The organism is Rugamonas sp. FW305-51 (assembly GCF_058786935.1).
Genome location: NZ_JBYSZG010000007.1, coordinates 78,686 through 91,226, shown reverse-complemented (window position 1 = coordinate 91,226; position 12,541 = coordinate 78,686). Strand labels below are relative to the sequence as shown.

At 65.5% G+C, this 12,541-nt stretch carries 15 protein-coding genes; 9 read left to right on the top strand and 6 right to left on the bottom strand.

Going from position 1 to position 12,541, the window contains the following annotated elements; all coding sequences use genetic code 11:
* The first annotated feature begins 7 nt into the window (after positions 1 to 7).
* Entirely contained in the window at positions 8 to 1,375 is a 1,368-nt protein-coding gene (locus tag AC3WOS_RS07540; protein WP_492715263.1) for an MFS transporter, read from the top strand.
* A 91-nt stretch (positions 1,376 to 1,466) separates the two neighbouring features.
* On the opposite strand, the gene bfr is transcribed toward AC3WOS_RS07540, so the two are convergent.
* Entirely contained in the window at positions 1,467 to 1,937 is a 471-nt protein-coding gene (gene bfr / locus AC3WOS_RS07535; protein WP_492715262.1) for a bacterioferritin, read from the bottom strand.
* A gap of 116 nt (positions 1,938 to 2,053) precedes the next feature.
* Entirely contained in the window at positions 2,054 to 2,272 is a 219-nt protein-coding gene (locus tag AC3WOS_RS07530; RefSeq protein WP_492715261.1) for a (2Fe-2S)-binding protein, read from the bottom strand.
* Positions 2,273 to 2,515: 243 nt separating this feature from the next.
* On the opposite strand from AC3WOS_RS07530, the gene AC3WOS_RS07525 reads away from it, so the two are divergent.
* From AC3WOS_RS07525 to AC3WOS_RS07510, 4 genes are all read left to right on the top strand, one after another.
* The gene (locus tag AC3WOS_RS07525) at positions 2,516 to 2,782 is read left to right on the top strand and encodes a FeoA family protein (RefSeq protein WP_182157048.1); all 267 of its coding nucleotides are present in this window, start codon (positions 2,516 to 2,518) and stop codon (positions 2,780 to 2,782) included.
* A 2-nt stretch (positions 2,783 to 2,784) separates the two neighbouring features.
* The gene (gene feoB, locus AC3WOS_RS07520) at positions 2,785 to 4,677 is read left to right on the top strand and encodes a ferrous iron transporter B (protein ID WP_492715260.1); all 1,893 of its coding nucleotides are present in this window, start codon (positions 2,785 to 2,787) and stop codon (positions 4,675 to 4,677) included.
* A 1-nt stretch (position 4,678) separates the two neighbouring features.
* The gene (locus tag AC3WOS_RS07515; protein WP_492715259.1) at positions 4,679 to 4,978 is read left to right on the top strand and encodes a DUF6587 family protein; all 300 of its coding nucleotides are present in this window, start codon (positions 4,679 to 4,681) and stop codon (positions 4,976 to 4,978) included.
* A 152-nt stretch (positions 4,979 to 5,130) separates the two neighbouring features.
* Positions 5,131 to 5,412: a BrnA antitoxin family protein gene (locus tag AC3WOS_RS07510; protein ID WP_492715258.1), complete on the top strand. Its 282-nt coding sequence runs from the start codon at positions 5,131 to 5,133 to the stop codon at positions 5,410 to 5,412.
* A gap of 1 nt (position 5,413) precedes the next feature.
* Here AC3WOS_RS07510 and AC3WOS_RS07505 read toward each other — a convergent pair whose 3' ends face one another.
* Complete coding sequence (locus AC3WOS_RS07505) at positions 5,414 to 7,024, bottom strand: FMN-binding glutamate synthase family protein (protein WP_492715257.1); 1,611 nt, start codon at positions 7,022 to 7,024, stop codon at positions 5,414 to 5,416.
* A 157-nt stretch (positions 7,025 to 7,181) separates the two neighbouring features.
* Between AC3WOS_RS07505 and AC3WOS_RS07500 the strand changes: the two genes are divergently transcribed.
* Positions 7,182 to 7,853, top strand: a complete 672-nt coding sequence (locus AC3WOS_RS07500) for a glutathione S-transferase (RefSeq protein ID WP_492715256.1) — start codon at positions 7,182 to 7,184, stop codon at positions 7,851 to 7,853.
* 7 nt (positions 7,854 to 7,860) lie between these two features.
* Here the strand turns inward: AC3WOS_RS07500 and AC3WOS_RS07495 are convergent, their stop codons facing one another.
* Entirely contained in the window at positions 7,861 to 8,727 is an 867-nt protein-coding gene (locus tag AC3WOS_RS07495) for an AraC family transcriptional regulator (protein ID WP_492715255.1), read from the bottom strand.
* A 117-nt stretch (positions 8,728 to 8,844) separates the two neighbouring features.
* Here AC3WOS_RS07495 and AC3WOS_RS07490 point away from each other — a divergent pair, with 117 nt between their 5' ends.
* The 3 genes from AC3WOS_RS07490 to AC3WOS_RS07480 all read left to right on the top strand — a co-directional run bounded on the left by AC3WOS_RS07490 (position 8,845) and on the right by AC3WOS_RS07480 (position 10,835).
* Positions 8,845 to 9,477, top strand: a complete 633-nt coding sequence (locus tag AC3WOS_RS07490) for a glutathione S-transferase family protein (RefSeq protein ID WP_492715254.1) — start codon at positions 8,845 to 8,847, stop codon at positions 9,475 to 9,477.
* A 90-nt stretch (positions 9,478 to 9,567) separates the two neighbouring features.
* Positions 9,568 to 10,344 carry a 5'-3' exonuclease gene (locus AC3WOS_RS07485; RefSeq protein WP_492715253.1) on the top strand — a complete coding sequence of 259 codons (777 nt, stop codon included), beginning with the start codon at positions 9,568 to 9,570 and terminating at the stop codon, positions 10,342 to 10,344.
* Between the two features lie 32 nt (positions 10,345 to 10,376).
* Positions 10,377 to 10,835, top strand: coding sequence for a response regulator (locus tag AC3WOS_RS07480; RefSeq protein WP_492715252.1), 459 nt, complete (start codon positions 10,377 to 10,379; stop codon positions 10,833 to 10,835).
* Here AC3WOS_RS07480 and mnmA read toward each other — a convergent pair.
* Both mnmA and AC3WOS_RS07470 read right to left on the bottom strand, forming a co-directional pair.
* A complete protein-coding gene (mnmA, locus tag AC3WOS_RS07475) occupies positions 10,818 to 11,924 on the bottom strand; it encodes a tRNA 2-thiouridine(34) synthase MnmA (protein WP_492715251.1) in 1,107 nt (368 codons plus the stop codon). The genes AC3WOS_RS07480 and mnmA overlap by 18 nt on opposite strands.
* Before the next feature lie 21 nt (positions 11,925 to 11,945).
* Positions 11,946 to 12,434: an NUDIX hydrolase gene (locus tag AC3WOS_RS07470; protein WP_492715250.1), complete on the bottom strand. Its 489-nt coding sequence runs from the start codon at positions 12,432 to 12,434 to the stop codon at positions 11,946 to 11,948.
* Positions 12,435 to 12,541: the final 107 nt, after the last annotated feature.

Sequence of the window (12,541 nt, the reverse complement as noted above, 5' to 3'; positions counted from 1 at the left end):
GACGACGATGGCATCGCACAAACCGCATCTGTCGTTCTGGCAGATCGTCAACATGAACTTCGGCTTCTTCGGCATCCAGTTCAGTTTCGGCCTGCAGCAGAGCAGCATGAGCCCGATCTACAAATACCTGGGCGCCGACGAGGCCAGCCTGCCCTACCTGTGGCTGGCCGGTCCCATGACGGGACTGCTGGTGCAGCCCCTGATCGGCGCCCTGAGCGACCGCACCGTCACCCGCTGGGGACGGCGCACGCCTTACTTCCTGGTGGGCGCCATCCTGTGCAGCATCGGCCTGCTCTTGATGCCGTTCAGTCCTACGCTGTGGATGGCGGCCGGCCTGCTGTGGATACTGGACGCGGCCAACAACGTGACCATGGAACCGTACCGCGCCTTCGTCAGCGACAAGCTGGCGCCGCCGCAGCACTCGATCGGCTTCCTGACCCAGAGCGCCTTCACGGGGCTGGGCCAGACGCTGGCCTACCTGACGCCGTCGCTGCTGGTGTGGTGGGGCATGGACAAGGATGCCGTCAATGGCCACCACATTCCGCACATCGTCATCGTCGCCTTCGTGATCGGCGCCGTGTGCTCGATCGCCTCCGTGCTGTGGACGCTCAAGACCACGCCCGAGCATCCGCTGTCGCAGGCCGAGCTGGCCGAACTGCGCGCCCGTCCGGCCGGCTGGCGCCACACGCTGGGCGACATCGCCGACGCCGTGCGCGACATGCCGCCCACCATGAAGCAGCTGGCGCTGGTCAAGCTATTCCAGTGGTACGCCATGTTCTGCTACTGGCAGTACATCATGCTGTCGCTGGCCACCACCATCTACGGCACCACCGACCAGACGGCGCAGGGCTTCCGCGACGCCGGGCTGCTGAGCGGGCAGGTGGGCGCGTTCTACAACGGCGTGGCCTTTGTGGGCGCGCTGGCGTTGGTGCCGTTCACGCGCCGCTACGGACCCAAGGCGATGCACAGCGTGTGCCTGGCGCTGGCCGGCATCGGCATGCTGTGCATCCCGCTGATCCACTCGCCGCTGCTGCTGTTGCTGCCGATGGTGGGCATCGGGCTGGCGTGGGCCAGCATCATGGGCAATCCGTATGTGATGCTGGCCGGCTGCATCCCGCCCGAACGCACGGGCGTCTACATGGGCATCTTCAACATGTTCATCGTGATCCCGATGATCATCCAGATCTTTACGCTGCCGCTGTACTACCGCAGCTGGCTGGGTGGCAATCCGGAGAACGTGATACGGCTGGCGGGGGGCTTGATGCTGTGCGGTGCGCTGGCGGTGCTGTTCGTCAAGCTCAAACCGCGCGCGGCGCAAGGGGAAGCGGCGCCGGGCGGTCAACCGGCGCGGGCCGCGCTGGGCGGCCACCATTGACGGGGGCGGGCCGGGCGGCCCGCTCCCTCAGAAGTCATGTCAAAAAGCCCATGGCGTCGTTGTGGCGCCATGGTCATTTTGAAACAACTTCCTAGTCAGCCATCTGGCTTTGCAGGTAATTCTGCAGGCCGACCTTGGCCACCAGGTCGATCTGGGTTTCCAGCCAGTCGATGTGTTCCTCGGTGTCTTCCAGGATTTCCAGCAGCAGGTCGCGCGACACATAGTCGGCCGCCTTTTCGCAGGCGGCGATGCCTTCCTTGACGGTGACCTGGGCGCCGCGCTCGAGCTGCAAGTCGCAGTCCAGCATTTCTTCCGTGTTCTCGCCCACCATGACCTTGTGCAGCGCCTGCAGGTTGGGCAGGCCGTCGAGCATCAGGATGCGGTCGATCAGGCGGTCGGCATGCTTCATCTCGCCGATCGATTCCTCGTACTCCTTCTTGGCCAGCTTGCCCAGGCCCCAGTGGCGGTACATGCGTGAATGCAGGAAGTACTGGTTGATCGCGGTCAGTTCATTGGTCAGCTGCGCGTTGAGCTGCTTGATGACGTCTTGGTCGCCCTTCATGGTGTCGCCTTCCCGGTAGTGGTGGAGTGCTGTCATTCTGCCATGAAAAGGCGTGCGCGCGGCGCGCCGCTTATGGCGCGCCGCAGCATACGGCGGGAAGGGGGGGGCGGTGCGCCTTATTCGGTCAGCACGGGGTGCAGCACGGGGCGCTTGAGCGTCGTTTCCTGCAGCTTGGCCTGGTGGGTTTCCAGCACGCCCTGCGCGCAGTCGGCGCACTGGCCGCAGCAGGTGGCCACGCCCAGCTGCTCGCGCAGCTCGTCCAGGTTGCGCAGGCCCAGCTCGGCGGCCTGGCGGATTTCACGGTCGGAGATATTGTTGCAGACACAAACAATCATCGAAGCACCTTCTGGCAGAAGAAAAAGGGAATGATGAACAATATTGCGTATTTCTCAATGCGAATCATTCTCATTACGTGATCTATTCTGCCGCAAAATCAAGCAAGGTGCAAGCGCAAATAGAAACAATTCGCATTCCCGTTTATAATGCTAGTATTGATCTTTCCGGCGAGAACGCGATCTTGCCTAACGCCGGAGAGCCGCAGCGGGCCTCGCTGCGCGGCCATTTAACCGGACATTGCCATGACACTCGCGCCCACGCTGATCAAACTCGACACCCTGCCAACGGGCAGCAGCGGCACGGTGGTGCACGTGGCGCCGGGCGACCCGGCCGACGACGGCGCCGACCTGGCGCGGCGCCTGATGGAACTGGGCTTCGTGCCGGGCGAGAAAATCCGCCTGCTCAAGCGCGGCATGCCGGGCGGCGAACCGCTGGCCATCAAGGTCGGCAACTCCACTTTCGCGCTGCGCCGTTTTGAGGCCGCGCTCATCTCGATCCAACCGGAATAACTATGGGTGCAGCAGAAAAAACGGTGTCCGCCGTGGCGCAACTGCCGATGGTGGCGCTGCTGGGCAATCCCAACTGCGGCAAGACCGCGCTGTTCAACCGCCTGACGGGCGCGCGCCAGAAAGTGGCCAACTACGCCGGCGTCACCATCGAACGCAAGGAAGGCATGTTCACCTCGCCCGAGGGCCGGCCGTTCCGCGTGCTGGACCTGCCGGGCGCCTACAGCCTGTCGGCCCACACCCCGGACGAAGCGATCACGCGCGACGTGGTGGCCGGCCTGCGCGCGGGCGAGCAATCGCCCGACGTGGTGGTATGCGTGGTCGACGCCACCAATTTGCGCCTGAACCTGCGCCTGGTGCTCGAGATCAAGCGCCTGGGCCTGCCCATGGTGCTGGCGCTGAACATGGTGGACGTGGCGGCCAAGCGCGGCATCGTGATCGACGCCGACCGCCTGGCCGAGGAACTGGGCATGACGGTGGTGGAGACGGTGGCCGTGCAGGGCGGCGGCGAAAAGTCGCTGCTGCGCGCGCTCGACGCCATGTGGCCGCTGCAGACGGTGGCCGCCAAGCCGCTGTCGGCCATCGACGCCGTGTCGGTCGAGGACACCCAGCGCGAAGTGCGCCGCATCCTGGCCGCCGTCAGCAACGACTTCCACGACACGGGCAACCTGACGGAAAAGATCGACGACGTGGTGCTGCACCCCGTGCTGGGCCCCGTGATCCTGGCCGTGCTGATGTTCCTCGTGTTCCAGGCCGTGTTCAGCTGGGCCAATGTGCCGATGGACATGATCAAAGCCGGCGTCGACGGCGTGGGCCAGTACCTGACGGCCCACATGGGCGACGGCTTGCTGCGCAGCCTGCTGGTGGAAGGTATCCTGGGCGGGGCCGGCAGCGTGCTGGTGTTCCTGCCGCAGATCCTGATCCTGTTCTTCTTCATCCTGGTGCTGGAAGACTGCGGCTACCTGCCGCGCGCCGCCTTCCTGCTGGACCGGCTGATGGGCGGCGTGGGCCTGTCGGGCCGCGCCTTCATTCCGCTGCTGTCAAGTTTTGCGTGCGCCATTCCCGGCATCATGGCCGCGCGCACCATCCAGAATCCGCGCGACCGGCTGGTGACCATCATGATCGCGCCGCTGATGACGTGTTCGGCGCGCCTGCCCGTGTATGCCCTCATCATCGCCGCCTTCATTCCCGACCGCGAAGTGGCGGGCATCATGAGCCTGCAGGGCCTGGTGCTGTTCGGGCTGTACGTGGCCGGCATCGTGTCGGCCATGGCCGTGGCCTATTGCATGAAGCGCACCATCGGCGCCAACCACCAGCAGCCGCTGATGCTGGAACTGCCGGCCTACCACTGGCCGCATGGGCGCAACCTGGCGCTGGGCCTGTGGGAGCGCGCCAAGATCTTCCTGACGCGGGTCGGCACCATCATCCTCACGCTGATGATCCTGTTGTGGTTCCTCAGCTCCTTCCCCGGCGCGCCGGCGGGGGCCACCCATCCGGCCATCTACTACAGCATGGCCGGCATGCTGGGCCGCGGGCTGGAAGTGGTGTTCGCGCCCATCGGCTTCAACTGGCAGATCTGCATCGCGCTGGTGCCGGGCCTGGCCGCGCGCGAAGTGGCCGTGGGTGCGCTGGGCACCGTGTACGCCCTGTCGCAGACGGGCGAAGAACTGGCCTCGTCGCTCACGCCCATCATCGCCGCCTCGTGGGCGTTGCCGACGGCGCTGTCGCTGCTGGCCTGGTACGTGTTTGCGCCGCAGTGCATGTCCACCCTGAGCGTGGTGCGGCGCGAGACAGGCACCTGGCGCTATCCGGCGCTGATGGCCGGCTATATGTTCGCGCTGGCCTACACGGCCTCGTTCCTCACCTATCGCATCGCGCTATGGCTGACGGGAGCCTGATATGTGGCAGCAAGTGATCGTGGCGGTGATCGTGGCGGCGGCGGCGCTGCACTTCGTCACCAAGTACCTGCCGGCCGCGTGGCGGCGCCAGATCGTCTACCTGCTGGCGCGCCGCGGCTGGGACCAGAACAAGCTGGCCCGCCTGTTCCGTACCCAGTCCAGCTGCGGCGACGGCTGCTCCAGCTGCGGTTCCTGCGATACCCCGCCGGCCACCTCGGCCACCTCGTCCGCGTCCGCGTCCGATGCACCGCCCCCTTCCGCGCCCTTGAAGCGCGTCATCAAGCTGCACGTGCAGCGCTGATCGATCTCCCGCTGCGGCAGCGCAAATGCGCCGGCCGCCGCGCCGTTACTGTATCCGTTGAAGTTTTCAAATTCACGGATAACATGACAGATGGAGATCACCTTTGATCCCGGGAAAGACAAGCTCAACCGACGCGAAGGAGGAGCAACGTTATGTTAGACAAGCGTAAGATTGTTTTTGTTACCCCGGAAGAAGATGCCGCAATCACCGCCGCCGCGCTGGCCGACCCCGACGCGCAGCCGCTGACGGACGAGCAACTGGAGCAGATGATTCCCTGGACGGAATACGTCAGGACGCACGGTGTCCGCGTCACCACCCTGTTCGACCGCGACCTGGTCCGCGCCTTCATCGCAACCGGCGACGGGTGGCGCGAGCGCATGAACGACGCCTTGCGCGCCTGGGCCACCGAGCACGGCATGCTGCCCCCGGCCTGACTCAGGCCAGCGGATGAAACGATGCCGCCTGCGCCATCGGCCAGTACATGCCGAACACGGGCGGCAGGCGCGACAACTGGGCGGGGTCGAGCAATTCCCCCGGCTCCAGGTAAGGCAGCAGGTGGGACGCCAGCTTGACCCGGTTGGGCGAAATGCGCCGCACCAGGTGATGCGGCTTCAGTTGCGACGGATGCGTGAGCCCGGCCGCCGCCACCAGCCCGGCCAAGGCCTTCAAGGTGTTCTGATGGAAGTTGGCCACGCGCTGGGTCTTGTCCGGCACCACCAGCGCGCGCTGGCGCAGCGGGTCCTGGGTGGCCACGCCCGTCGGGCAGCGGTCCGTGTGGCAGTGCTGCGACTGGATGCAACCGAGCGCGAACATGAAGCCGCGCGCCGAGTTGCACCAGTCCGCGCCCAGTGCCAGCAGGCGGGCGATGTCGAACGCCGTGATCACCTTGCCCGACACCCCGATCTTGACCCGCTCGCGCAAGTTGGCCCCCACCAGCGTGTTATGCACCAGCAGCAGCGCTTCCTGCAGCGGCGTGCCCACGTGGTCGGTGAACTCCACCGGCGCGGCGCCGGTGCCGCCCTCGCCGCCGTCGACGACGATGAAGTCGGGCGTGATGCCGGTGGCCAGCATGGCCTTGACGATGCCGAAAAATTCCCACGGGTGGCCGATGGCCAGCTTGAAGCCGGTCGGCTTGCCGCCCGACAGATGGCGCAGCCGCTCGATAAAGGCCAGCATCTCCAGCGGCGTGGCAAAGGCCGAGTGGCTGGCCGGCGACACGCAATCGTGCCCCTGCGGCACGCCGCGCGTGGTGGCGATCTCTATCGTCACCTTGGCGCCGGGCAGCACGCCGCCGTGGCCCGGCTTGGCGCCCTGCGACAGCTTCAGTTCTACCATCTTCACCTGCGGCGTGCAGGCGTTGGCCACGAAGCGCTCTTCCGAGAAGGTGCCGTCGTCGTTGCGGCAGCCGAAGTAGCCGGAGCCGATCTCCCACACCAGGTCGCCGCCATGCATGCGGTGATAGGGGCTGATGCTGCCTTCGCCCGTGTCATGCATGAAGTGGCCGATGCGCGCGCCCCCGTTCAGGGCCTGGATGGCGTTGGCCGACAGCGCGCCGAAGCTCATGGCCGAGATGTTGAACACGCTGGCCGAATAGGGCTGGGCGCGCGCGCAGTCCGGGTGGTTGCCGATCTCGATGCGGAAGTCGTGGTGCGCTTCCGGCGCGGGCGCGATGGAATGGTTGATCCACTCGTAGCCGTCCTGGTAGACGTCGAGCTGGGTGCCGAACGGGCGCTTGTCCGATTCCACCTTGGCGCGCTGGTAGACGATGCTGCGCTGGTTGCGCGAGAACGGCGCGGCCTCGGTGTCGTCCTCCAGGAAGTACTGGCGGATTTCGGGCCGTATCGCTTCGAGCAGGAAGCGGAAGTGGGCCAGGATGGGATAGTTGCGGCGCAGCGCACGCCGGGTCTGCATCAGGTCCGCCACGCCGAGCACCGTGAGGGCGGCCGCCGTGGCCTGCAGCCACGGGCTGGCGCCCAGCAGCAGCGACAGCAGCAGGGTGGCGACGGTGAGCTGGAAGGCGAGGTAGCGCAGGGTCAGAAACTTCATCAGGGATGCTCCGGTGACGGTGACGGTAAATGCATGAGGCAGCCGTCAGCGAGTGTACTGCTTTTTCCGCGCGGCAAGCGACCGGCGGCGCAATCCGGGCAACAATGATAAGCTGGCAAGGTACGCAGCCGCGTCCCAACCTGACCTGGAACCCCTCATGATCGTTGTCCACCACCTCAACAACTCCCGCTCGCAGCGCGTCCTGTGGCTGCTCGAAGAGCTGGGCCTGGAATACGAGATCGTGCGCTACCAGCGCGACCCCAAGACCATGCTGGCGCCGCCGGCCCTGCGCGCCATCCACCCGCTGGGCAAGTCGCCCGTGATCACGGATGGCGACGTGACGGTGGCCGAATCGGGCGCCATCGTCGAATACCTGGTCGAGCGTTACGGCAACGGCCTGCTGGTGCCGCCGGCCGGCACGGCCGACAAGCGGCGCTGGACCTATTTCATGCACTACGCGGAAGGTTCGGCCATGACGCCGCTGCTGATGAAGCTCGTGTTCGACCGGGTCGAGTCGGGCCCGGCGCCGTTCTTCGTCAAGCCGGTGGCGCGCGCCATCGCGCACAAGGTCAAGTCCATGTACATCCAGCCCCAGATCGAGCAGCACCTTGACTACCTGGAGTCGGAGCTGAGCCAGCACCTGTGGTTCGCCGGCGCCGAGTTCAGCGCGGCCGACATCCAGATGAGTTTTCCGCTGGAGGCGGCCGCCGCCCGCGCCGGCCTCGATGGCCGCCGGCCCCACTTGCGCGCCTTCCTCGACCGCATCCACGCGCGGCCCGCGTTCCAGCGCGCGTTGGAACGGGGTGGCCCGTATGAGCTGCTGAAATAAGGCTGCCCTAGCCGTACACGATCACGCGCCCCGACGTGGTGCCGGCGCGAAACGCGCCGGGCGTGACGCCGACGATCTTTTTGAAGAAGCGCGCCATATGGCTTTGGTCGTAAAAACCGCAGGCCAGCGCGGTGTCGGCGATGCCCATGCCTATCCGCAGCAACTGCTGCGCGCGCGCGATGCGGCGCTGCAGCTGATAACTGTGTGGCGCAATCCCCACTTCCTTGCGAAACACGCGGATCAGATACAGGGGATCCATGTTGACCAGCGTGCCCAGCTCGGTGAGCGTGATGTCCTGGTCGAAGTCGCGATCGAGCCGCTGCTTGACGCGGCGCACCGCCTCGCGTTCCGAGGCATCTTGTTCCGGCATCGGCAAGCCGTAGCGGCCGAACACCTTGGCCAGCAGTTCGATCAGGATAGTCTCGCGCTCGAGCGCCAGGCCGGAGTGCTGAATCATCCGGTGCCGGTGCAGGATCTCCCTGGCCAACTCGGGGTCCTGGCGCAGCGGCTGGCGAAACAGGTGCAGGTAGTCGGCCGGCACCTGCCCATGCAAGACCTTGTCGTTCAACCAGGTGGGATCGACATAGATCATCTGGTAGCGCCAGCCCAGCTCGTCGGCGGCGACCCCGTCATGGATCTCGGTCGGGGTGATGGCGACCACGCTGCCGGGCGTGCCGTACCAATGGCCGCCCCGGTAAAACAGCTTTTCGGCGCCGCCGGAAATGACGCCGATGGCATAGCGCTCGTGCGCATGCCGGCCAAACGTTTGCTGATTGTAATGGGCCACCAGTAACTCGCTGTCGCCCTCGGGGATGCGCCAGAACTGCGAGAAATCCTGCGGTTCTTTTGTTGTCTCATGACGTACGTCGCTCATCTCAGTGCATTCCGTTTTATCCAGTTCCGTACAAGATGGGGACAAAAAACACGCCTACACTTCATGCGCTGTCTTCTTCCCGGATGGCATCCCAACCATTTCAATTTACATACACATATGGCAACTACACTAATTATAGGCGACTACGCCAAGTCATCCTGGTCGCTGCGGGCCTGGCTGGTGCTGCGCGCCGCGGGCCTTGAATTTGAGACGGTGCAGGTGGCGTTGGACGACGCCATGACCAAGGCAAACATCCTGCGCTATTGCCCATCCGGTAAAGTGCCCGCCTTGAGCATGGACGGCATCGTCATCAACGATAGCCTGGCGATTGCCGAAGCGATGGCCGAAGCCTGTCCGCAGGCCCGCTTATGGCCCGCCGACGCGCGGGTGCGTGCGCTGGCCCGCGCGGCCGCCGCGGAGATGCATGCCGGCTTTACCCATCTGCGTACGCAAATGTCGTTCGGCCTCAATCTTGGCGACCGGCCGGGCATCCTGTCGCCGGACACCGAATGGGACATTGCGCGGGTGTTCCAGATCTGGCGCGGCTTGCGCCAGGCGGCCGGTGGCGGCACCTTCCTGTGCGGCGAATTCGGCATCGTCGATGCCATGTATGTGCCGGTGGTGTTCCGTTTCCGCCGTTACGGCGTGCCCATCCCCGGCGATTTGCTGGGATACATGGCGGCCATTCTGGACCATGCCCACGTCAAGCAATGGCTGGCGCTGGCGGCCCAGGCTCAGACGCAAGCATAAGTCCGCCGCGGCCACGCGCATCGGGGCATCCTGTCGGCGGCGGCCGGTCGGGTAAAATGGCGGCTTGAATAAGCTTGGACCTTACTGCGCATGAGTCGACTCCTCGCCATCGATGGCCTCAATATCGTGCGCCGCGTCTACGAAGCGAGCCCCGAACCGGATTCGGCGGAGAAAGCCGAGATCGCGCTGCGCCACGCCCTTTCCTCGTTTCGCAAGCTGATCACCGAGCATGCGCCCAGCCACGTGCTGCCGGCCTTCGATTTCGGCGGCCCCACCTGGCGCCACGCCCTGTATGCCGGCTACCGCGCCGGCCGCGCCCCCATGCCCGACGCGCTGCGCGCGGCGCTGCCGGGCTTCTACGAAAAACTGGCGGGCTGGGGCCTGCGCGTGGTGTCGCTGCCCGAGGTGGAAGCGGACGACGTGATCGGCACCGTGGTGCTGCGCTGGCTGGCCGAGGGCCGCGGCGAGGCCACCGTGGCCACCACCGACAAGGACCTGCATCCGCTGATCGCCAACGGCGCCCGCGTGTGGGACCACTTCAAGGGCGAATGGCACGACCACGATTGGGTCGAACGCAAGTGGGGCGTGCCGCCCGAGCAGCTGCCGGACCTGCTGGCGCTGATGGGCGACGCCACCGACAGCATCCCCGGCGTGTCCAAGGTGGGCGCCAAGACGGCGGCCCGACTGTTGCGTACATACGGCAATCTGGACGCCATCATGGCCGGCGCGGGCATTCTGAAGGATGCGCTGGGCGAAACCCTACGAAAAGAGCGGGAAATGTTGTATCTTTCTCGACAACTGGTGCAATTGAAAACGGACGTGCGGGTCGGCGTGAGCTGGAACATGCTGGCCTGGGATCGGCAATAGGAGCCGGCGGCGTCCACGAGAAAGGTTTTACGATGTTAAAGGCAGTCATTATCGACAGCAGCGCAGTGGCGCGCGGCCTGCTCAATACCGTCCTGCTGGACGGCGGCTACGACGTGGTGGGGCAGACCCATACCTGCGCCAGCGGCATGGCCCTGCTGCTCAAGCACCAGCCCCATATCGCCTGCATCACGCGCGAGCAGATCGAGAGCGACCCGCAGGCGGTGCGCGAGATCAAGACTAACTGGCCCAAGACGCTGATCTTCATGGTCTCGAGCGAGTTCGACGCGGCCACCATCCAGGCGGCCCACGCGATGGGCGTGAACGGCTTCATCGTCAAGCCGTTCAAGGCCGACACCGTGCTCAATACCATCCGCAACACGGTGATCGCCATGGTCAAGCGCCAGCGCGCCGCCATGGCGGCCAAGCAGCCGGCGGAAGGGCAGGCGGGAAGCGAGCCGGCCGCCGACGGTGCTTCAGGCGCTGAAGTCTGACCCGGCGATGATGCCGCCGCCCAGGCACACGTCGCCGTCGTACAGCACGGCCGACTGGCCGGGCGTGACGGCCCACTGGGCCTGTTCGAACTGCAGCGCGAAGTTGGCGTCGCCGTCGGGCGCTACGGTGCAGGCCACGTCGGCCTGGCGGTAGCGGGTCTTGGCCGACAGCGCGCGCGGCGCCGGCGCCGTGCCCGCGATCCAGCTGGCCTGGTCGGCGCGCAGCGTGGACGACAGCAGCCACGGATGGTCATGGCCCTGCACGATGTACAGCGTGTTGTTGGCGATGTCCTTGCGCGCCACGTACCAGGCGTCGCTGCTGCCGTCTTCCTTCTTGTAGGCCTTCATGCCGCCCACGCCGATGCCCTTGCGCTGGCCCAGCGTGTAGAAGCTCAGGCCCACGTGCTCGCCCACCGTCTTGCCGTCCGGCGTCTTCATGGGGCCGGGCTTGTAGGACAGGTAGCGGTTCAAAAATTCGCGGAACGGGCGCTCGCCGATGAAGCAGATGCCGGTCGAATCCTTCTTGGCCGCGTTGGGCAGGGCCAGCTTTTCGGCGATCTTGCGCACTTCCGTCTTGGGGATCTCGCCCAGCGGGAACAGGGTCTTGGACAACTGGGCCTGGTTCAGGCGGTGCAGGAAGTAGCTCTGGTCCTTGGTGTGGTCCAGCGCCTTCAATAATTCGAACTGTGTTCCATTCTGGCGCACGCGCGCGTAGTGGCCGGTGGCGATCAGGTCCGCGCCCAGGTGCATGGCGTGGTCCAGGAAGGCCTTGAATTTGATCTCGGCGTTGCACAGCACGTCCGGGTTGGGGGTGCGGCCGGCCTGGTATTCGCGCAGGAAGTCGGCGAACACGCGGTCCTTGTATTCGGCGGCGAAATTGACGGCCTCGATGTCGACCCCGATCACGTCGGCCACGCTGGCCGCGTCGATCCAGTCCTGGCGCGTGGAGCAGTATTCGGAGTCGTCGTCGTCTTCCCAATTCTTCATGAACAGGCCCACCACCTCGTAGCCCTGCTCCTTGAGCATCCACGCCGCGACCGAGGAATCGACCCCGCCTGACATACCGATCACGACTTTTTTCTTGCTCATCTTGCGTATTCCATTACTGTGTTAATTTGATACCGCTTCCTTGAACACGGAAACGTGGGTGTGCAGCAGCTCGAGCGGCGCGCGCCGCCCGGCCAGGTATTCGTCCACGCACTGCAGCACCAGCGGGCTGCGGTGCTGCTCGCGGCAGGCGGCCAGTTCGTCGCGCGTGAGCCACATGGTGCGCAGGATGCCCTCGTCCAGCGGCCGCTCATGGCGCCGGCCCGGCACGCCGCAGAAGGTAAAGCGCAGATACGTCACTTCCTCGCCGGTGCGGCGCGAGGTGTAGCGCGACATGTACATGCCCACCAGCGCCGTGGGCGTGAAATCGTGCGCCGTCTCTTCCAGCGTCTCGCGGATCACGGCCTGCTCGAGCGACTCGTGCGGGTCCAGGTGGCCGGCCGGCTGGTTGATGCGCACGCCTTCGCTGGTCTCTTCTTCGATCAAGAGGAACTTGCCATCCTGTTCGATGATGGCGGCGACAGTCACAGAGGGTTTCCAGATACGCGGCATGGGTCATCCTTGAAAGAGCCGCCATTTTAGCCTGTTCTGCGCGCCGGGATATGACAGCCGTATGACTTCTGGCCGGGTTGGCATTGAAATTGCTCAAACTTGTTGTG

Coding starts and splice junctions, on each gene's coding strand:
- AC3WOS_RS07490 (WP_492715254.1), top strand. CDS start 8,845: ATGGCAACTACACTAATTATAGGCGACTACGCCAAGTCATCCTGGTCG.
- AC3WOS_RS07510 (WP_492715258.1), top strand. CDS start 5,131: ATGTTAGACAAGCGTAAGATTGTTTTTGTTACCCCGGAAGAAGATGCC.
- AC3WOS_RS07470 (WP_492715250.1), bottom strand. CDS start 12,434: ATGCCGCGTATCTGGAAACCCTCTGTGACTGTCGCCGCCATCATCGAA.
- AC3WOS_RS07480 (WP_492715252.1), top strand. CDS start 10,377: ATGTTAAAGGCAGTCATTATCGACAGCAGCGCAGTGGCGCGCGGCCTG.
- feoB (WP_492715260.1), top strand. CDS start 2,785: ATGGGTGCAGCAGAAAAAACGGTGTCCGCCGTGGCGCAACTGCCGATG.
- AC3WOS_RS07530 (WP_492715261.1), bottom strand. CDS start 2,272: ATGATTGTTTGTGTCTGCAACAATATCTCCGACCGTGAAATCCGCCAG.
- AC3WOS_RS07500 (WP_492715256.1), top strand. CDS start 7,182: ATGATCGTTGTCCACCACCTCAACAACTCCCGCTCGCAGCGCGTCCTG.
- AC3WOS_RS07525 (WP_182157048.1), top strand. CDS start 2,516: ATGACACTCGCGCCCACGCTGATCAAACTCGACACCCTGCCAACGGGC.
- AC3WOS_RS07485 (WP_492715253.1), top strand. CDS start 9,568: ATGAGTCGACTCCTCGCCATCGATGGCCTCAATATCGTGCGCCGCGTC.
- AC3WOS_RS07515 (WP_492715259.1), top strand. CDS start 4,679: ATGTGGCAGCAAGTGATCGTGGCGGTGATCGTGGCGGCGGCGGCGCTG.
- AC3WOS_RS07540 (WP_492715263.1), top strand. CDS start 8: ATGGCATCGCACAAACCGCATCTGTCGTTCTGGCAGATCGTCAACATG.
- AC3WOS_RS07495 (WP_492715255.1), bottom strand. CDS start 8,727: ATGAGCGACGTACGTCATGAGACAACAAAAGAACCGCAGGATTTCTCG.
- mnmA (WP_492715251.1), bottom strand. CDS start 11,924: ATGAGCAAGAAAAAAGTCGTGATCGGTATGTCAGGCGGGGTCGATTCC.
- bfr (WP_492715262.1), bottom strand. CDS start 1,937: ATGAAGGGCGACCAAGACGTCATCAAGCAGCTCAACGCGCAGCTGACC.
- AC3WOS_RS07505 (WP_492715257.1), bottom strand. CDS start 7,024: ATGAAGTTTCTGACCCTGCGCTACCTCGCCTTCCAGCTCACCGTCGCC.